Below are 19,442 nucleotides of genomic sequence, written 5' to 3'. Positions count from 1 at the left end.
CGGCGCCGCGCCGTGAGGGTGCCGCCGTGCTCGGAGAGGCTCATCGATCGCCCAGTGCCGCCAGTGCCCGGCGGGCCACCTCCCGCCCGATCGGCAGCGAGGCCGTCGCCGCGGGGGAGGGCGCGTTCAGCACGTGCACCGCCCGCGGCCCCTCCTGTATGAGGAAGTCGTCCACCAGGGCGCCGTCCCGCAGCACCGCCTGTGCCCGCACCCCGGCCCCCGCGCGCGTCAGGTCCTCCGCCTCCACCGCCGGCAGCATCCGGCGCACCGCGTCCACGAACGCCCCCTTCGACACCGACCGCCGCAGCTCCCCGGCGCCGTACCGCCAGTGCTGCCGGCCCATCCGCCACACCCCGGGCCACGCCGCGGTCGCCAGCGCCTCCCGCGGCCGTACGACACCCCAGCCGTACCCCTCGCGGGCTAGCGCCGGCACCGCGTTGGGCCCGACGTGCACGTCGCCGTCGATGCCCCGGGTCAGATGCACGCCGAGGAACGGGAACGCGGGGTCGGGCACCGGATAGACCAGCCCCCGCACCAGCCCGGGCCGGGTCAGCGTGTAGTACTCCCCGCGGAACGGCACGATCCGCGCCTCGGGCTCCTCGCCCGTCATCCGGGCGATCTCGTCGCAGTACAGCCCGGCGCAGTTCACCAGCACCCGGGCGCGCACGACGTCCCCGCGGTCGGTGAGCACGGCCACGCCCCGCTCGGGCCGCCGGTCGATCCGGACGACCCGCGCGCCGTACCGGATCTCCGCGCCGGACGCCTCGCCGAGCCGGGCGGCGACCGCCGTGAAGTCGCAGATCCCGGTCGTCGCCACCTGGATCGCGGCGAGCCCGCGCACCTGCGGCTCGTACTCCGCGATCTGGGAGGCGCCCAGTTCCCTGACCGCTATGCCGTTCTCCCGGCCGCGCTGCACGAGCGCGTGCAGCCGGGGCAGCTCGGCGCGGTCCGTGGCGACGATCAGCTTGCCGGTCACCGCGTGCGGGATGCCGTACTCCGCGCAGAACTTCGTCATCTCCGCGGCGCCGCGCACCGCGTACCGGGCCTTCAGCGAGCCCGGACGGTAGTAGATCCCGCTGTGGATCACCCCGCTGTTGTGGCCCGTCTGGTGCCGGGCCGGTCCCGGCTCCTTCTCCAGCACCGTCACCCGGGTCCCGGGCGCGGCGCGCGTGATCGCGTACGCCGCCGACAGTCCGACGATGCCCCCACCGACGACGAGCACATCACCGTCGTACGCCACCACCTGCACCACCTCCGCCTTCGATAGTGCACTGCGCCACTGACAGTGCCTTCAAACGCCGGGCGGGTACCTCGTGCGCGGCTGCCTAGGCAGGTGCCACCATCAGCAGCGGCCGAGCCCGCTCCCGCAGCTCCACCACCCTCGGCTCGTCCCCGTACGGCTCCAGCCGGTGCAGCAGGTCCTTCACGTACTCCGTGGTCCTGGCCGAGGAGATCCGCCCGGCCACCTCGACGGCCCGCACCCCCTGCTCGCACGCGGCGTCGAGGTTGCCCGACTCCAGTTCGGCGACCGCCGAGACCACCAGCCGCAGCCCGTGCGAGCGCACGAACTCCTCGGTCGGCTGCGACAGGGCCTGTTCCGTGAAGCGGCGCACCTGTCGCGGTGCCTTCAGGTCGCGGTAGCACTCCGCGGCGTCCGCGGCGAACCGGTCGTAGGAGTAGAAGCCGAGCCAGGAGGGGTCGTTGTCGCCCTCGCGGGCCCGCTCCAGCCAGCTCTCGGCCGCCTTGAGGGCGGCCCCCGCGGCCTGCGCGTCGTTCGCCCGCGCGTGTGCCCGGGCCTCGACCAGGCGGAAGAAGCTCATCGTGCGGGCCGTGGCCAGCCCCCGGTTGCGTTCTAGCGCGGCCTGCGCGAGGTCGACGCCCTCGTCGCCGAAGCCCCGGTAGGTCGCCTGGAGCGACATCGATGCCAGCACATAGCCCCCCAGCGGCACGTCCGCCGCCGCGCGCGCGAGGCGCAGCGCCTGGATGTAGTACCGCTGCGCGGCCTCCTGCTGGCCGGTGTCGAAGGCCATCCACCCGGCGAGGCGGGTCAGTTCGGCACTCGCCCCGAAGAGCGCCCGGCCCACCTCGTCGGAGTACGCCCCGAGCAGCAGCGGCGCCGCCTCCACCCGCAGACACTCCGGCACCATGGACGAACGCCAGTCGCCGCCTCCGTACTTGGAGTCCCAGCGCCTGGCGTCCTCGGCGGCCTCCCGCAGCTTCTGCACATCGCTGTGGCCGACTTTGAGCGGTGCGCCGGACCCCTCCAGGGAGTGGGCCTCACGTGCCACCGAACTGTCGGCCGGGGTTATCAGCCAGCGCGAGGCAGGCGTTGCGTATGCGCTTACTGCGAATGATCCGGCCAGCGACTGCCAGATGCCCCCGGTGCCGGCCCGGCGGCCGGCGAGGTCGAGGCGGTACAGCTCGGTGGCCGAGCGCACGGCCTGGCCGACGTCCCTGGGGAAGGCGAGGCCCACCTCGGGCGCGGGATCCGCGTCCGCCAGGCCGATCTCGTGGAGCGGCACCGGGCGGCCGAGCTTCTGCCCGATGGCGGCCGCGATGAGGTGCGGCGCGGCGCCCTGCGGCACCATGCCCTTCGACACCCAGCGCGCCACGGACGTCTTGTCGTAGCGAAGAGTCAACCCGCGTTGGGCGCCAAGGTCGTTGACGCGACGCGCGAGTCCTGCGTTGCTGATTCCCGCGAGGGCGAGAACGGCGCCGAGCTTTTCGTTCGGCCCGCGTAGCTCCCTGGACATTGCGCCACCCCTCGACACAGACGGCTGCGCGCTGGCATAACCACGCGGCATTCGTAAACCCAGCGTAGTTCGCCGCATCCCAAGCGTTAAGGGGCATTCTTCCGGATGGCGGGATTGTGGTCCGTACGGAAGTACGGGCTTCGGCACGGACCGTCGCGGCGTGCTCCCGCTGTGTGGCCGTGCGCCCGTGTGTGCGCTCTTCTCCGGCCACCTGGGGAGCGGTTCCATGGGCCGTGCGTGGGTCGGCCCGCTGTACTGGATCCAGTGGGCTGGGGGACACCGCCGCCTTCATCCCCGCGGGCGGCGGAACGGTCCGGGAGGCGGAGTCCGTCTCCCGGGCCGGCGCTGCTCGTTCAGGGCACGCGCGCGTGTACGGAGCGTGTGCGGAGCCTGCCCGCGACGCTCCCGACGCCGGTCGTACGTCCGGGATTTGGCCGAAAATCGACCCTCTGTTCCCTGGGCGACAACGCCTCCCACCATGGAAATCGAGGGCGCGCAGGGCGTTTTGGGGGAGCGTACCGGGGGCGCATTCACGTCGCAGACGCCGGGGTGCACCTCGTCTCTCCTTCCCGCGCCGCCGCCCCCACCCGGGCACACTCCCCGGATCGCAAGCGGCGCCGCCTCCCTCTGTGGTGCGTTCTTCGTGGCAGCATGGTGAACCGTTCGTACGGTGCACTCGTTTGTCCACAGCCTGTGGAGGCGTCGATGCGGTGGTTGGTGGGATGGAGCAGCACCGCCGCGGGTGCACTCGGCGGAACCGTCGGTTCGGTCGGCTCCGTCGGTTCGGTCGGGTCCGTCGGTTCGGTCGGGTCCGTGGGGTCCGTGGGGTCCGCCGGTTTCGACGGCCAGGAGGTCTACGGCGGCCAAGTCGGCTACGACGGCGAGACCTTGCACCCCGTCGGCTCCCAACTCCTGTGGGGCGACCCCGATCCGCTGTGGGCGGTCGGCGACTGGCGCCCCGACGAGGTGCGCGTGGTCCGGGCCGACGCGCAGACCCGGATCGCCGTCCTCGGCATCTGCGGGGCCAGCGACGAGCAGCTGCGCGTCGGACTGCTCGCCGCGCGCGGGGGCGCACTGCGCCACCTCACCGCCTGGCCGGGCAGCTACACCGCGATCGTCCAGGTCGGCCGGCGCATCACCGTCTGCGGCGACCTGGCGGGCGCGCGCCCGGTGTTCCACGTCCCCTGGGCGGGCGGCACCGCGTACGCGACGGCCGCGCTGCCGCTGGCCGACCTCATCGAGGCCAACCTCGACTTCGGCCACCTCGCGGCGCTCCTGGCCGCCCCCGAGGTACCGGCCGCCCTGCACGACTCCACCCCGTACGACGGCGTGCGACGCATTCCACCGGGGCATGCGCTGATCCTTCGCGCCGGGTCGCGCGAGATCGCCGGGTACGAGCCGGTCGCCTCCCTCGCCGTCGCGGCGCCCCCGGCCGACCCGGACAGCGCGGTCGACGGGGTCCGGGACGCGCTCGTCGACGCCGTACGCGCGCGGCTGTCCGCGCCCCGGCACGTCCCCGACATCGACCCCGGACCGGTCCCCGGCATGGGACCCGCCGAACGGCGCGCCGCGCGCGGGATGCCCGTCCCCGGCATCGGCGCGGACCTCTCCGGCGGCCCCGCCTCGGGCACCCTCGCGCTGCTGGCGGCGGGCCTGCCCGGCCGGCCCGGCACGGTCCTGGGGCACGGCACCGGCGCCGGGGAGCGCCTGCTGGCGGTCACCTTCAACGACCTGGCCGTCGGCGGCCGCGAGGCCGAACTGGAACGGGCCGGCACCCTCGCAGCCAACCCCCGCCTCCACCACGTCGTCGTGACCGGCGGCGAGGAGAGCCTGCCGTACGCCGACCTGGACGGCCCGCTCACCGACGAACCCGGCCCCAGCCTGGTCACCGCCGCCCGGCACCGCGCGCGGCTCGCCGCGGGCAGCGCGGACCACTTCACCGGCTACGGCGCCCGCCAGGTCCTGGACGCCCACCCGGCCCGGCTGGCCGACCTGCTGATGGACCGCAAGCGGCGCCATCTCGTGCGTCCCGTCGCCGCCCTGACGAAGGCCGACGGCTCGGTCCTGGTCCCCGCGCGCGTGTACGGCGCCGCCCGCCGCCTGGCCCGCACGTCCTACGGGGCCGGGGTGGAGGGCCTCGCCGAACAGCTCCGCCAGCGTCGGTTCGACGAGCCCGGCGATGCCGTCGGAGCGTCGCTCGCGGCCCTGGCATGGGGCGGACCGGGCCCCGCGGCGCGGTGGCTGACGGGCGAGGCCCTGGCTGAAGTATCGGTTCGCCTGGAGGGCGCGGGGTACCGCAACGGGATCGGCCCCGGGCAGCGCCCTGGCGACCACCGCGCGCGTGCCGCCCTGTCCCGGCACGCCGCCGACCTCCGCGTCCTGGAACAGGCCGCCGAGATCCGCTCGCAGCGCCTGCACGCGCCCTTCCTCGACAACCAGGTCGTACGCGCCTGCCGCGCCCTGCCCGAGACCCTGCGCGTGCGGCCCGGGGCGCGTGCCGAGATCCTGCGCACCGTCCTGAAGGTGTCCGGCACCGTCGACCTCCCGGCCGGCTGGGGCGCCCCCTCCCAGGCCTCCGCCAACGCCGCCGCCCGCGCGGGGCTGCGCAGGTCCGCCGACCCCCTCCTCTCCCTCTTCGACGCGCCCCTCCTCGCGGACGCGGGCCTGATCGAGGCGAGAGTCGTCCGCAAGGCCCTCAGAGCGGCCGCCTCCGGCGAACCCCTCCCCCTGGACGGCCTGGCCGACCTCGTCTCCCTGGAACTCTGGCTCCGCCGGCTGCTGTCCCGCCGGGGCACCTGCTGGACGGGCACACCGGCACGCGCGCGTGCGGTACCGGCGGGGATCGCCCCGCAGAGACGGGCGGTTTCCTCGGGGGGCTGATCGGCGGTGGTGTGCCCCGACGGCTCCGGCGGGCCGTGCCCCGACGGTCCCGGCGCCCCGGAAACACCTGCCCCCGCCGCGACCCCCGGCGACAATGAACCCGTGCGGTACAGAATCCTGGGCGTCACCCAGACAGAGGACGACCACGGCACCCCCGTACCCGTCCCCGGCACCCGCCTGCGCACCCTCCTCACCGCACTGGCGCTGCGCCCCGGCCGTCCCACCGCCCCGGAGACCCTCATCGACGAGGTCTGGGCCGGCACTCCACCGCAGGACGCACCCGCCGCCCTCCAGGCCCTCGTGGGCCGCCTGCGCCGCACCGTGGGCAAGGACACCGTCACCTCGGCCCCCGGCGGTTACCGCCTCGCCGCGACCGAGGACGACGTGGACCTGTTCGTCTTCGAGAAGCTGGTGCGGCAGGGCACCGCGGCCCTCCGCCACGGCGAGCCCCACGACGCCGCCCGCACCCTGGACGCGGCCCTCGCCCTGTGGCGCGGTCCCGCCCTCGCCGACCTGCCCGACCGCACCGCGGCCACCCGCCCCGAGGCCCTGCACCGCGACGCCACGCGCGCCCGCGCCGAGGCGGACCTCGTCCTCGGCCACGCCCACGACGCGGTCCCGCGCCTGACGGAACTCACCACCGCGCACCCGTACGACGAACCGCTGCGGGCCCTCCTCATCCGCGCCCTGCGCGACACCGGCCGGGAGGCGGACGCCCTCGCCGCGTACGAGGTCGCCCGCCGCACCCTCGCCGAAGGCCTCGGCACCGACCCCGGCCCCGAACTGCGCGCCCTGCACGCCGAACTCCTCGCCGGCCGACAGCCGGCCGCCTCCCTCCGGCCGGATTCCCGCCCCCACGCCCTGCCGCCGGCCCGGCCCGGGTCGGCCTCCCTCACCCGGCCGACCCCCCTCACCCCACCCCGGCTTCCCGGGCGTACCGGCAACCTCCGTCCGCGGCTTACCTCTTTCGTGGGCCGGGAACCCGAGTTGGACGCCATCCGTTCCACCATGCACAGGGCCCGTCTCGTCACCCTCACCGGACCGGGCGGCTCCGGGAAGACCCGTCTCGCCGAGGAAGCCGCCGCCGGGCTCCCGCAGGCGTGGCTCGTCGAGCTGGCGCCGCTCGACCGGCCGGAGGCGGTGCCGGGCGCGGTGGTCAGCGCCCTCGGTCTGCGCGAGACCGCCCTGATGGCCACCGACATGGCCACCCCGCAGGACGATCCGGTCGCCCTGCTCGTCGAGTACTGCGCCCCGCGCAGCGAACTGCTGATCCTTGACAACTGCGAGCACGTCATCGGCGCGGCCGCCGCCCTCGCCGAGACCCTCCTCACCCGCTGCCCGGACCTCACGATCCTCGCCACCAGCCGCGAGCCCCTGGGCGTCCCCGGCGAACAGGTCCGCCCGGTCGAGCCCCTCCTCCCCGACCAGGCCCACCGCCTCTTCAGGGAGCGCGCGGCCGCCGTCCGCCCCGACGCGGCCGCCGCCCTCCAGGGCCGGGAGGAGGAAGCGGTCACCGAGATCTGCCGCCGGCTCGACGGCCTGCCCCTCGCCATCGAGCTGGCCGCCGCCCGGCTCCGGCTGCTCACGCCCCGGCAGATCGCCGACCGGCTCGACGACCGTTTCCGCCTCCTCACCTCCGGCAGCCGCACGGCCCTGCCCCGCCAGCAGACCCTGCGGGCCGTCGTCGACTGGTCCTGGGACCTGCTCGACGCACCGGAGCGGACCCTGCTGCGCGAGCTGTCCGTCTTCGCGGGCGGCTGGGACCTCGAGGCGGCCGAGGCCGTGTGCACCGGCCCGGTCGCCGAGCTCGTCGGCGCGCTCGTCGACAAGTCCCTGGTGGTCGCCACCCCGTGCGAGCGCCCCGGCGGCGGCGACGGCATGCGCTACCGCATGCTGGAGACGATCCATGAGTACGCCTCGGAACGCGCCGCCGAGGTCCCGCACGCGCGTGCGGCGGCCGAGCGACGGCACCGCGCGTGGGTACGCGCGCTCGCCGAGCGGGCCGACCCGCTGCTGCGCTCCGCGGAGCAACTTCCGTGGATCTCCCGCCTGGAGAGCGAGCTGGACAACATCCGCGTGGCGATCCAGCGCGCACTCACCTGCGCCGACGAGGAGGAGGCCGCCGCCCTCTGCCTCGCCATGGGCTGGTTCTGGTGGCTGCGCAACTACCGCCACGAAGGCGCCGAGTGGACCGACCGCACGCTCCGGCTGGGCGCGATCCTGGACACGCTCCCCGCAGCGGAGACCAACGCACCGGAGACCCCCGCACCGGAGACCCCCGCACCGGAGAACGCCGGAGCGGCGACCAGCGCACCGGAGAACACCGGAGCGGCGACCAGCGCACCGGAGACCCCCGCACCGGAGACCGTCACCCCGGTGCCCACCGTTCCCACGCTCGTGTGCCGCTCCTTCCGCGTCCCCGCCGGAGCCGCCGACCTCGCCGCCCGTATGGCCGCCGTCGACCCGGTGGAGGCCTTCCTCGCCGAACCGCCCGGCCAGGACGACGATCCGCGGCACGGGTGGCGCATGGACCTGCGGATGCAGCACGTGTTCCTGCTGTCCGAGGCCGAGCCGCAGTCCCTGCGGACCGACCCGCGCAGCGGGGAGTACCTTCTGCGGCTCAACGCCCGCTACGAGCGTGGCGGCCCGGCGTCGGCCAGGATGCCCGGCCTGATCTGGCCGCTGACGGCCTTCCAGCTGCGTGACCTGGCCGACCAGGCGGATCCGGCGGACGTGAGGGACATGACCGACCGGGCGCACCTGGACGGGAATCCCTCGATGGACGTCCGAGCCATTCTCGACAGGGCCGTCGCCAACTGCCGTGCCCACGGCGGTGACTGGGAGCTGGGCTGCGCCCTGATGTTCCGTACGCACACGGTCGTCGACTCGCCCGGCGGGCTGCTCGGCGTCGACGACGACCTGGCGGAGCTGCGCGGGATCGCCCGGCGGGTGGGTGACCGCTGGATGCGGGCGCAGGTGTGCAGCGCGTCCGGCGAGGCGGCGATGGCCCGCAGCCGCTTCACGGAGGCGGAGGGGGAGTACAGCGAGGCGTTGCGGCTGGCCTACGAGGTCGGCGCGTACACCGAGACGCCGTTCCTGATGGCCCGGCTCGCGGAGATCGCGTTCCGTTCGGGCGATGTCGACGCGGCCCGGTCCATGCTCGACGAGGCACGTGTCGCGGCCGACCGCCACGGCTCCTTGGACGCCCAGGCGTTCGTGTCCCTGCTGCGGGCCCAGATCGCGCTCCACGACAAGGACGTCTCCCACGCGCGCGAGATGTGCGAGGCCGCCCGCGTGGAGACGGGACGGGGCACCCCGCCGCCCCAGTTCGTGGCGGCGCTGAACCTGCTCGACGCCGAGATCACCGCGGCGGAGTCCGGTCCGGCGTACGGTCTGCCGCTATTCGCCGACGCGCTGCGCCGGGCGCTGGCCGACCGGTGTTCCGAGGCGATCACGTCGGCGGTCGTGGACGGCGGGGCGGGGATGCTGGCCCGGCTCGGGGACTTCCCGCGCGCGGCCAGGCTGTTCGCGGCCGCCGATGTCCTGCGCGGCCCCGTCCCCCGTCCGGCCCCGCAGTGCGAACTGGCGGAGCGCGCCGAGGACACGGCCCGCGCGGCCCTGAGCGCCGAGCGGTACACGGCCGAGCGGGCCCGGGGCGCGGCCCTGACGGTGACCGACGTCGTGCGGGAGCTGGCCGAGGCCGTACGGGACCACCCCACGAGCGGGTGACCCCGGGCGGACGACTACGAGCAGGTGAACGTGGCGTCCGCCCAGTCCGCGAGGGCCACGACGTCGATGTGGCTGTGCGGCTCGACCAGCAGGCGCACGGTCTTGTGGCCGGTGAGGTTCACATGGACGGGCACGGCGGGGTCGCCGCCCTTGATCACACCGGACCGCCACAGCGGGGCGCCGTCGGCCAGGACCGAGAAGGTGACCTTGCCGAGCTTCATCGTCAGGTCGTCGAGGCCGACCATCGCGTCGTAGGAGGTGCAGGCCCGGTTGAGGTCGACGGTGACGGCGGAGGCGCCGTGCACGGTCACCCCGCGCGCGTACTGCCGGCCGGCGATGGACAGCCCGGAGCGCTGCCACACCCAGCTGCTGCCGGCGAGCCGGATCTCGGGCTCGGTGCCGTCGCCGGTGACGTCGTAGGACAGCTCGCTCAGCGGGCGGACGACCGGGGCGGGCGGGGGAGTGGGCGACGGGGTCGGGGTCGGCGTAGGGGTGGGGGTGGGAGTCGGGCCGGGGGTCGACCCGGGGGTGGGCGTCGGGGTCGGAGTGGGGGTCGGGGTGACCCGTGGGGTGGGGGTCGGTGTCGGTGTCGCGGCGGCGGCCGGGACGACCGCCGGCGGCTCCGGCTCGGGCGCCTTCGCGGTGCGGGTCGGGGTGGGCGTCGGCTCCTGCGGCCGGACCACGGGCGCGGAGGCGGGCGGGCCGGCCTCCGGCTGCCGGGCGGGACCGTTCTCGCCCACGAGCGCGAGGGCCACCGCGGCGGCCGCCACCGCGACCACACCGGCGGCGATGCCTGCCTTCACCGGGGCGCCCAGCCCCTCCGAGACCGCCGCCGCGCCGCTCCCGGCGCCCGCCCCGCCCGAGGAGCCGCCGCTCGCCGCGGCCGCCGCGCCCGCGACGCCCGCCGCGCCCGCTCCGGTACCGCCGGCGATGAGGGCGAGCGCCTTGGCGTACCCGGCGGCGCCGAACCAGCCGATGACCGCGACCGGCACCACGGCCGGGATGCTGCCGGCCACTTCCTCGATCTGGAGGGCGGCCAGCCGGCACTTGGCGCACTCCTCCAGGTGTTTGCGCAGACCGCGTTCGGCGCGGGTGCGCAGCCGGCGGCGGGCGTAGGTGCCGAGCTGGTCGGCGTAGCGGGCGCACTCCTCGTCGCTGGTGAGCGTGGAGCTGACATGGGCCTGGAGGTAGGCCTGTTTGAGGCCCTCGCGGGCCCGGCTGGCGAGCACGCGCGTGCCGTTGGCGTCGAGGCCGAACAGCGTCGCGACCTCGCTCGGCGACTCGTCCTCGACCTCGGTGTGCCAGAGCACGGCCTGCCAGCGCTCGGGCAGCGAGCGGAACGCCTGCATCGCCATGGACTGCTCGGCCTCGTGCATCGCGCGCACATCGGCGCCGAGGTCCAGTGTGTCGTCGTCCGACACCTCGGAGGAGCGGGTGGCCTGCGCGGCGAACACGGCGAAGTCGTCGACGAGCTGCTCGCGCTTGGCCGACTGCGTCCAGCCGGCGGCCACGCGCCGGACGGAGGTCAGCAGATACGCGCGGACGGCGTACTCGGGGCCGGAGCCGTTGCGCACGGCCTGGAGCATGCGGGCGAAGACTTCGGCGGTCAGATCGTCGGCGGTGTGGGCGTCCCGGCAGCAGGTGCGGGCGTAGCGGCGGACGGCATCGGCGTGGCGCCGGTAGAGCTCCTCGTACGCGCTGTCGTCCCCGGAGCGCATCCGGGCGATCAGATCGGTGTCGGCCGGCGGCAGATCGCGCGGCGGCAGCACCCCGTCGTCGAACCGCTCCCGCTGTGCCGGAACGCTGCCCTCCGGAGCGCCCTGGCCACCACCGGGGCCGCCCGAGCGAGCGCCCTGGCCCCCGGGGCCGCCCGAGCGCCCACCGGCGCCGCGGGGCGCCCCTGGGCGTCCGCCCGGCGTGCCGGACGCTCCCGCGCGTCCGCCCTGGCTCGGCACCTGCTCGTCGCGTCCGTCAACGCTCATCGCGGAAAGCCCCCGCCGCCTGCCCTACCCGTCCAGACCACCGGGTCAGAGTGCCATATTGGCTTTTGGTCAGGACCCGGCAGGACGGGCCATCCACTCGTCCGTGGGGACCTGTCGAGATCCAGTACTAACTTTCACTCGTACGGAGAAGGTTCAACTGTCGCCCTGCGGGCACGAGGTGAGCCGCACAAGCGGAATGGCCGAAATGTCCGAACGGGGCGGGCCGGGGGCGTGAGCACCGACGCACCCCGCCCCCGTCACCCTTTCGGGTACTCCGAGCCCCGCGGCCCACCCCTCACGAGGACGGCCGCGAGCGCAGCCCCTCCAGCAGGATGTCCAGCAGCCGCGCCGAGGCGGCCGCCTGCTGCGCCGCGTCCGGCAGCGAGGGCGCCGCGGTCGCGATCACCAGCAGCACGTCCGCCACCGACACGTCCGGGCGCAGCTCGCCCGCCGCCCGCGCCCGCTCCACGAGCTGGCCCACGACGTCGAGCAGCGCCGCCGCCCCGGAGTCGTCGTCCACGGAAGCACCTGCGGAAACACCGACGGAAGCAGCGGGAGAAGCCCCCGGAGCGGCCCCGGGCGCGGTGCCCGAAGCACCTTCGCCGGCCACCAGCCGCAGCTCACCGCCGCCCGGCTGCGTCCGCTGCTGCGGCACCCGCGCCTCGTCGGCCGGCGCCCCCTCGGAACCCTCCTCGGCGACCCCGACGCGCAGCACCTGCGGCGGCAGCAGCCGCCCGGCACCCGACGCCACCGACGTCCGCAGGAAGCGCGACAGCGCCGACCACGGCTCGTCCTCCTGGCCCAGGGCCGCCCGCGCCTGCTCGGTCAGCCGGGACGTCTCCTCCTCGGCGATCCGCCGCACCAGGACGTCCTTGCTCGGGAACCGCCGGTACACGGTCCCCACGCCCACCCGGGCGCGCCGCGCCACGTCCTCCATCGGCGCGCCGTACCCCAGCTCGCCGAACACCTCGCGCGCCGCCCGCAGGACGTGCTCCAGATTGCGCTGTGCGTCCACGCGCAGCGGTGTGTTCCGCGCGTCCCCGCGTCCGTTGCCCGCCGCCGCGCTCACGCCGCCGCCACCATGGGCGAGAGCGGAAGCGGACGACCAATGCGTGTCCTGAATGTGCATGAATGATCCCCCGGTAATGACGTCTCCCCCCGGAGACTCTCCCCGCCATCGAAAGCCGGGGCGTGTGGAACAGGGGATCGCGACCCGCCCGGCCCCACTCTTTCGTGGATCCGGAAGGTGTATCCCCCTACACCCCGTCGATACGAACATAGTTGAGTGGGAGTCAATTCAGAAGGGGCAGGTTCCGCACGGAGCGCCCCCCGATCGGAGTACGAGCCGTATACGTCCCGATTGCACCCCTTCCCGCACCCCGGCGCACCCCCGCTGACCTGCGCACCTGCCCCGCGCTCCCGGGTTTCGGCCAACCCCGTGGCGCCGCGACTCGCGGTCACACAATTTGTCGGGGCTGTGGACAAAGCCCGGCGCCCGGTGCGTCATGGGATGGTGAAGGAACGTGCGCGCATTCTCGTTGTCGGCGGCGGCTACGTCGGGATGTACACGGCTCTGCGGCTCCAGGAGAAGCTGAAACAGGAACTCGGCCGCGGCGAGGCCGAGATCACCGTGGTCACTCCCGAGCCGTACATGACCTACCAGCCGTTCCTCCCCGAGGCGGCCGCGGGCGCCGTCTCCCCCCGGCACGTCGTCGTCCCGCTGCGCCGCGTCCTGCCGCACTGCCGGGTCGTCGTCGGCGAGGTCACCGCCGTCGACCACGCCAAGCGCACCGCCACCCTCACCACCCTCGCCACACAGGAGGAGGGCACCGGACCGCAACAGCTGGCGTACGACGAGATCGTCCTCGCGCCCGGCTCCGTCTCGCGCACCCTGCCGATCCCCGGCCTCGCCGACTACGCCATCGGCTTCAAGACCGTCGAGGAGGCCATCGGCCTGCGCAACCACGTCATCGAACAGATGGACATCGCCTCCTCCACCCGCGACCCCGCGATCCGCGACGCAGCCCTCACCTTCGTCTTCGTCGGCGGCGGCTACGCGGGCGTGGAGGCACTCGGCGAACTCGAGGACATGGCCCGCTACACCACGCGCTACTACCACAACGTCAAGCCCGAGGACATGAAGTGGATCCTGGTCGAGGCCTCCGACCGGATCCTGCCCGAGGTCGGCGAGGACATGGGCCGCTACACCGTCAGCGAACTGCGCCGACGCAACATCGACGTACGCCTCGGCACCCGCCTGGACTCCTGCGCCGACCGCATCGCCGTCCTCAGCGACGGCGCCCGCTTCCCCACCCGTACGGTCGTCTGGACGGCCGGCGTGAAACCCCACCCCCTCCTCGCTGCCACCGACCTCCCGCGCGACGAACGAGGTCGGCTGAAATGCACCCCCGAGCTGGCCGTCGAAGGCGTCACGCACGCGTGGGCGGCCGGTGACGCCGCCGCCGTCCCCGACGTGACGGCCGCCGAACCCGGCAAGGAGACCGCCCCCAACGCCCAGCACGCCGTCCGCCAGGCCAAGCTCCTCGGCGACAACATCGTGCGCTCCCTGCGCGGCGAACCTCTCCAGCCGTACTCGCACAAGTACGTCGGCTCGGTCGCCTCCCTCGGCCTCCACAAGGGCGTCGCCCACGTCTACGGGCGCAAGATCAAGGGCTACCCCGCCTGGTTCATGCACCGCGCCTACCACCTCAGCCGTGTGCCCACCTTCAACCGCAAGGCACGCGTGCTCGCCGAATGGACCCTCGCCGGGCTCTTCAAACGGGAGATCGTCTCCCTGGGATCCCTCGAACATCCCCGCGCGGAGTTCGAACTCGCTGCCGGTGGAAAGCCTTCTGACGAGCCCTCCGACGACCCGAAGGGGTCGTCCTGACCGGATCCAGGAACTCCCCCGGCCGCCGCTGCGTCTGACGAATGTCGGCCCGGACGGCGCCCACACTGCCAGACTGCTCCCTGCTCATAAGCCCCTCCCCGAGCCCATGGGGCGGGCCACCGCCCGCCCCCGCCCACCCCACGAGGCCGGTCCCACGTGCTCCACATCCCGGGTGCTGCAACAATGTGCGGCCACCGCCGCGCGGCCCCCGGAGCCCAGGCCGGGCCCGGAGCCGGCCGACGACGACTACACGAGGCAAGGATTCGTGAACTTCACGCGCTGGAGCGCCCGGCTCCCCGGAACGCAGCGCCGCGCCGCCGCGCGGGCCGAGCACACGGTCACCACCACGGACCGGCGGAGCGAGGGCTCCGTACCCGCGGCCCGCGCCGAACAGCTGACCGACGAGCCGCCGCCCGTCCCCGCCGTCGACGAACTCCCGGTCCGTGAGGTCCTCGACCGCGTCCCGGCCCTCGTCGCCCTCGTGCACGGCCCGGACCACCGCCTCGCCTACGTCAACGACGCCTACACCGCGGCCTTCGGCGTCCGCCCCTGCGGCGAACCCGCCGCCGAGGCCCTTCCCGAACTGCGCGACCTCGGCCTCCTGCCCCTCCTCGACCAGGCCCTGCGCAGCGGCAAGCCCCGCACCCTGAAGTCCCGCAAGGCCCCCGACGGCCGCTCCTACACCTTCACCTGCACCCCGGCCGCCGAGGAGAACGGCGAAGGCGCCGTCCTCGTCTTCGCCACCGACGTCACCGACCACGCCGAGGCCGCCGAACGCCTCAGAGCCAGCGAACGCCGCCAGCGCGAGACCGCCGTCACCCTCCAGCGCTCCCTCCTCCCCCAGGAGCTCGAACAGCCGGACGACCTGCGCATCGCCGCCACCTACCAGCCCGGCGGCACCGAGGCCGCCGTCGGCGGCGACTGGTACGACGTCATCACCCTCGGCGGCGGCCGCACCGCCCTCGTCATCGGCGACGTCATGGGCCGCGGTGTCCGCGCGGCTGCCGTCATGGGCCAGCTCCGCACCGCCGTGCGCGCCTACGCCCGCCTCGACCTCCCCCCGCACGAGGTCCTCCAGCTCCTCGACGTGCTCGCCGCCGAGATCGACGCCAACCAGATCGCCACGTGCGTGTACGCCGTCCACGACCCCAACGAGGGCCGGCTGGTGTACTCCTCCGCGGGCCACCTGCCCATCCTGGTCCGTGACGACAACGGCACCGTCCGCCGCGCCGACGAGCCCACCGGCCCGCCCCTGGGCACCGGCGGCTGGATGCACGCCTCCGGCTCGATCGCCCTCGGCCCCGGCTCCACCGCCGTCCTCTACACCGACGGCCTGGTCGAGCGCCGCGACGAGGACCTCGACGAGGGCATCGCCTCCCTGGAGCGCGCCCTGGCCGGCGCCACCGGCACCCCGCAGGTCGTCTGCGACCGCCTGGTCCGCTCGGCCGGTGTCACCGCCGACCACGACGACGACGTCGCCGTCCTGGTCCTCCAGCACCCGGCCCGCACCGGCCCCGACAGCGAACTGTTCCGCAACGCCGCACTGGATCTCCTCGGCGGTGTCGAAGCGGCCCCACGCGCGCGTGCCTTCGCCTCCGGCGTCCTCACCAGCTGGCGCTTCCCGCCCGACCTGCACGACGCCGGCGTCCTCGCCACCAGCGAACTCGTCGCCAACTCCCTCCAGCACGGCATCCCGCCCATGCGGCTGCGCCTGCGCCGCACCGACCGCCGCCTGATCATCGAGGTCACCGACGGCGACGACCACCACCCGCGCCGCCGCCGTGCGGAACCGGGCGACGAGTCCGGCCGGGGCATCGCCATCGTCGCCACGATCGCCACCCACTGGGGCAGCCGCAGCACGCCCGGCGGCGGAAAAGCGGTGTGGTGCGAGTTCGTCCTGCCGAAACCGGCCGAATGAACGGACGGAAGGGGACTGAAGAGGACCGAGGAGGACCGAAGGGGACCGAGGAGGACCGGAGAGGACCGGGCGGGGACCGAGGGTCCGGGAAGAAAGACTGACGGGAAGAAAGACTGAAAAGACTGAAAACAGGGACCCGAACGCCTCTTCCCCGCGCGTAGCACCTAGGCGAACACGCCCCCCGGTGCTACTAGCTCCCCATGGCAGACGTCACGGGCTTTCACCTCAAGGGAAGCGCCCCCGAGCGCTACGAACACTACGTCGCGCCCCTCATGGCGCCCTTCGTCACCGCACTCGTGGACGCCGCGGACCTCTTTCCCGGCGCCACCGTCCTCGACCTGGCCTGCGGTACCGGCTTCGCCGCCCGCACCGCGGCCGCCCAGGCGGGCCCCACCGGCCGCGTCGCCGGCGCGGACCTCAACGAGGGCATGCTCAAGATCGCCGTAGCGTGCCACCCCCGCCTCTACCCGGACATCGAGTTCACCCCCGCCCCCGCCGACGACCTCCCCTACTCCGACGCGACCTTCGACGCCGTCCTCTGCCAGCAGGGCGCCCAGTTCTTCCCCGACCTCGACGCGGCCCTGCGCGAGACCGCCCGCGTCACCCGCCCCGGCGGCCGCTTCGCCGCCACGGTCTGGTCGGACCTGGACGACTCCCCCTACTTCGTCGCCCAGTACAAGACCCTCGGCCGGCTCGGCGGTCCGGAAGCGACCGAGGCCTACCGGTCGGCCTTCCACGCCGCCGACCGCATCACCACGGCCCTCACCGGCGCCGGCTACCGGGCCGTGAACCGCCGCGAACTCACCTTCGCCATCACCCTGCCCCCACTGGAGGACTACATCCCCGGCCACCTCTCCGCGATCCCCTGGGGCCAGGAGATCACCGAGACCGCCGGCGAACAGGCCCTCACCGAAGCCGCCCGCGCCATCCGCGCCCAGCTTCCCGAGGACACGACCACCTTCCCCTTCACGGCCACCCTGGTGACAGCCACCCGCTGACCGCACGCGAAGGGCGGCCGTCGTTCCAGGAACGACGGCCGCCCTTCGCACCTCTCACGCCTCCGCGACAACGGGCTCCGACAGAGCCCCACCCTTCGCGACCACGCGGTTGCGCACCAGCCACGGCTGATCCTGCACCACGGTCAACCGCTGCCCCAGCCGCACGGCGAGATAGCTGATCCCCAGCGAGAACAGCAGGAACGTCACGATGTACGGCGCGTGCAGCGAGGCCCCCATCGGCCCGCCCACCGCCGGCCCCACCGCCAGCGCGAGCTGCTTGACCAGCGCGAACGCCGAGTTGTACTGCCCGGCCATACCGCTCGGCGCCAGATCGGCGACCAGCGGCGCGACCGTCGGCGACAGCATCGCCTCACCCAGCCCGAACAGCGCGTACGTCGACACGAACGCGGCCGTCGCCATCGTCTGGCTGCCGTGCCCCAGCCCGGCGTACCCGGCCACGGCCCACGCCAGGGCCCAGATCAGCCCCACGGCCGCGATCACCCGGGACCGCTTCTGCCGCTCGACGAACCGCAGCACCGCGAACTGCGCGACGACGATCACCGCGGTGTTCGCGGCCAGCGCGGTACCGAGCGCCGACGTGGAGATCCCGGCGGCCTCCACGCCGTACGCGGCCAGCCCCGACTCGAACTGTCCGTAGCAGGCGAAGAACAGCACGAAGCCCAGGACACACAGCTGCACCATGGCCCGGTTGCCGAGCAGCTGCTTCCAGCCGCCCTTGGCGGACCCCCTCGGAGCGTCTCCCACCCGCGGCGCGCGCGGCAGCCGCACGGTCGCCATCACGACGGCCAGCAGCAGGAAGATCGCCGCCTCGATCGAGAAGAGCAGCGTGAACGACGAGACCCGCGTGGTGTCGACGAGATGCCCGCCGATCAGACCGCCGACCCCGAGACCCAGGTTCTGGAGAAAGAACTGCGTCGCGAACGCCCGCGACCGCGTCTCCGCGCTCGAGCAGTCCACGATCATCGTGGCCAGCGCCGGCTGCATCACGGCCTGCCCCGCCCCGAGCGCGGCCGACGCCGCCAGTACGGCGGCTGCGCTGCCGGCCAGCCCCAGACTCAGCGCGCCCAGCGCGGCGGTGACCAGGGCGGTGAGCAGGACCGGCAGTGGACCGCGCCGCACGATCGCCCGTCCGGCGAACGGCAGCACGATCAGCGCGGCCACGGCGAAGACGGCGAGGACGAGCCCCGCCGTCATGGCCCCCAGTCCCCGCACCTGCGCCACATAGACGTACAGGTAGGGGACGGTGAAGCCGAGCCCGAACGCGCTGAATGCGTTGCCCACGTGGATCCGGCGCATCGCTGCGCCCATCGCCCTGGTCACGTTCACCTCTCTCAACCAGTTAGGAGTGAAGACTTCAAAGCTAAAGTTCGAAGCTAAAGAGTACACAGTGAAGGACTTCAAGGCAAAGGAGCATCGTGCGATACTGCGACCATGGCCGACACCGCCGGCGCCTCCGAGCCGACACTCGAAGAGCAGATCGCCGCCTACCAGCGCGAGTTCCGGGACCTCGACCCCCAGGTCGAGAAGATCGTGTCCGCGCTCTCCCGGCTGAACCGACGTATGAACGTCGCGTACGGCCGCCAGACCGCCGCGCTCGGCATCAGCAACGCCGAGTGGGAGGTGCTCAAGGCCCTCGTCCTCTCCGGCGCCCCCTATCGGATGGGCCCGAGCGACCTCGCCAAGCGACTCGGCCTCACGCCGGCCGCGATGACCCACCGGATCGACCGCATGGTGACCGAGGGACTGGTGACCCGGGAGCGCGACGAGACCAACCGGGTGCGGGTCATCGTGGAGCTGCTGCCCGAGGGGCGCGAGAAGTGGACCGAGGCCATGCGCCAGGCCTCGGGCTTCGAGGAGGACCTCCTTCAGGACCTCTCCGCGGAGGAGCGCACCACCCTCGGCGACGTCCTGACCCGGCTCCTGCGCCGGGTGGAGCACGCCCAGCCGGACGCCGGCGGGCGGCTCAGCGACCTCGACTGAGCCACAGAAAAGATCTTGACAGGGGCTCCTTGACGCTGCCTGCCCAGATCCGTATAGTTCTCCGGGTTGCCGCGGAGCCGTAACGGTTCTTCGGTGGCACTCCGCCGCAGTAGCGGCACCTCACACCACCAGCACGATCTCCCAACGGGATGTAATTCGGCGTGCCCGAATTCAATTCGATTTGGGGCCGGCAGCTCGATTAGGAACTGCCGAACGGATCCGCTAAGGTTTGAGACGTCGGAACGGCCCAACAGCCGGGAAGACAACCCCCTCTGACTGGGAATCAGACGC

11 protein-coding genes are annotated in these 19,442 nt (G+C 73.8%); 6 read left to right on the top strand and 5 right to left on the bottom strand.

All coding sequences use genetic code 11. The features are described 5' to 3' along the window. Positions 1 to 40: 40 nt before the first annotated feature. Positions 41 to 1,249, bottom strand: a complete 1,209-nt coding sequence (gene lhgD, locus IE275_RS20615) for an L-2-hydroxyglutarate dehydrogenase (protein ID WP_373299267.1) — start codon at positions 1,247 to 1,249, stop codon at positions 41 to 43. Positions 1,250 to 1,325: 76 nt separating this feature from the next. After that, a complete protein-coding gene (locus IE275_RS20610) occupies positions 1,326 to 2,753 on the bottom strand; it encodes an NsdA family TPR-like regulatory protein (RefSeq protein ID WP_189712820.1) in 1,428 nt (475 codons plus the stop codon). 705 nt (positions 2,754 to 3,458) lie between these two features. Between IE275_RS20610 and IE275_RS20605 the strand changes: the two genes are divergently transcribed. Both IE275_RS20605 and IE275_RS45990 read left to right on the top strand, forming a co-directional pair. Then, positions 3,459 to 5,633 (top strand): asparagine synthase-related protein, encoded by a 2,175-nt coding sequence (locus IE275_RS20605; protein WP_189712819.1) that lies wholly within the window; start codon positions 3,459 to 3,461, stop codon positions 5,631 to 5,633. Positions 5,634 to 5,735: 102 nt separating this feature from the next. Continuing rightward, a complete protein-coding gene (locus IE275_RS45990; RefSeq protein WP_229870402.1) occupies positions 5,736 to 9,362 on the top strand; it encodes an ATP-binding protein in 3,627 nt (1,208 codons plus the stop codon). Between the two features lie 14 nt (positions 9,363 to 9,376). Here the strand turns inward: IE275_RS45990 and IE275_RS20595 are convergent, their stop codons facing one another. Both IE275_RS20595 and IE275_RS20590 read right to left on the bottom strand, forming a co-directional pair. After that, positions 9,377 to 11,344 (bottom strand): sigma-70 family RNA polymerase sigma factor, encoded by a 1,968-nt coding sequence (locus tag IE275_RS20595; protein ID WP_189712818.1) that lies wholly within the window; start codon positions 11,342 to 11,344, stop codon positions 9,377 to 9,379. Positions 11,345 to 11,639: 295 nt separating this feature from the next. Further along, the gene (locus IE275_RS20590; protein WP_189712817.1) at positions 11,640 to 12,473 is read right to left on the bottom strand and encodes a TetR/AcrR family transcriptional regulator; all 834 of its coding nucleotides are present in this window, start codon (positions 12,471 to 12,473) and stop codon (positions 11,640 to 11,642) included. A 381-nt stretch (positions 12,474 to 12,854) separates the two neighbouring features. Here IE275_RS20590 and IE275_RS20585 point away from each other — a divergent pair, with 381 nt between their 5' ends. From IE275_RS20585 to IE275_RS20575, 3 genes are all read left to right on the top strand, one after another. Further along, positions 12,855 to 14,234, top strand: coding sequence for an NAD(P)/FAD-dependent oxidoreductase (locus tag IE275_RS20585; RefSeq protein WP_189712816.1), 1,380 nt, complete (start codon positions 12,855 to 12,857; stop codon positions 14,232 to 14,234). Positions 14,235 to 14,499: 265 nt separating this feature from the next. Beyond that, positions 14,500 to 16,152 (top strand): ATP-binding SpoIIE family protein phosphatase, encoded by a 1,653-nt coding sequence (locus tag IE275_RS20580; RefSeq protein ID WP_189712815.1) that lies wholly within the window; start codon positions 14,500 to 14,502, stop codon positions 16,150 to 16,152. A 200-nt stretch (positions 16,153 to 16,352) separates the two neighbouring features. Next, positions 16,353 to 17,150, top strand: coding sequence for a class I SAM-dependent methyltransferase (locus IE275_RS20575; RefSeq protein WP_189712814.1), 798 nt, complete (start codon positions 16,353 to 16,355; stop codon positions 17,148 to 17,150). A 54-nt stretch (positions 17,151 to 17,204) separates the two neighbouring features. Here the strand turns inward: IE275_RS20575 and IE275_RS20570 are convergent, their stop codons facing one another. Continuing rightward, complete coding sequence (locus IE275_RS20570) at positions 17,205 to 18,479, bottom strand: MFS transporter (RefSeq protein ID WP_189713006.1); 1,275 nt, start codon at positions 18,477 to 18,479, stop codon at positions 17,205 to 17,207. A 123-nt stretch (positions 18,480 to 18,602) separates the two neighbouring features. Between IE275_RS20570 and IE275_RS20565 the strand changes: the two genes are divergently transcribed. Beyond that, complete coding sequence (locus tag IE275_RS20565; RefSeq protein ID WP_189712813.1) at positions 18,603 to 19,151, top strand: MarR family winged helix-turn-helix transcriptional regulator; 549 nt, start codon at positions 18,603 to 18,605, stop codon at positions 19,149 to 19,151. Positions 19,152 to 19,442 lie beyond the last annotated feature (291 nt).

Origin of the sequence: Streptomyces phaeofaciens (assembly GCF_014648915.1) — a bacterium.
GTDB classification, from domain to species: Bacteria; Actinomycetota; Actinomycetes; order Streptomycetales; family Streptomycetaceae; genus Streptomyces; species Streptomyces phaeofaciens.
The sequence above is the reverse complement of the archived record's forward strand: the minus strand, read 5'-3'. Positions and strand labels throughout refer to the sequence as shown.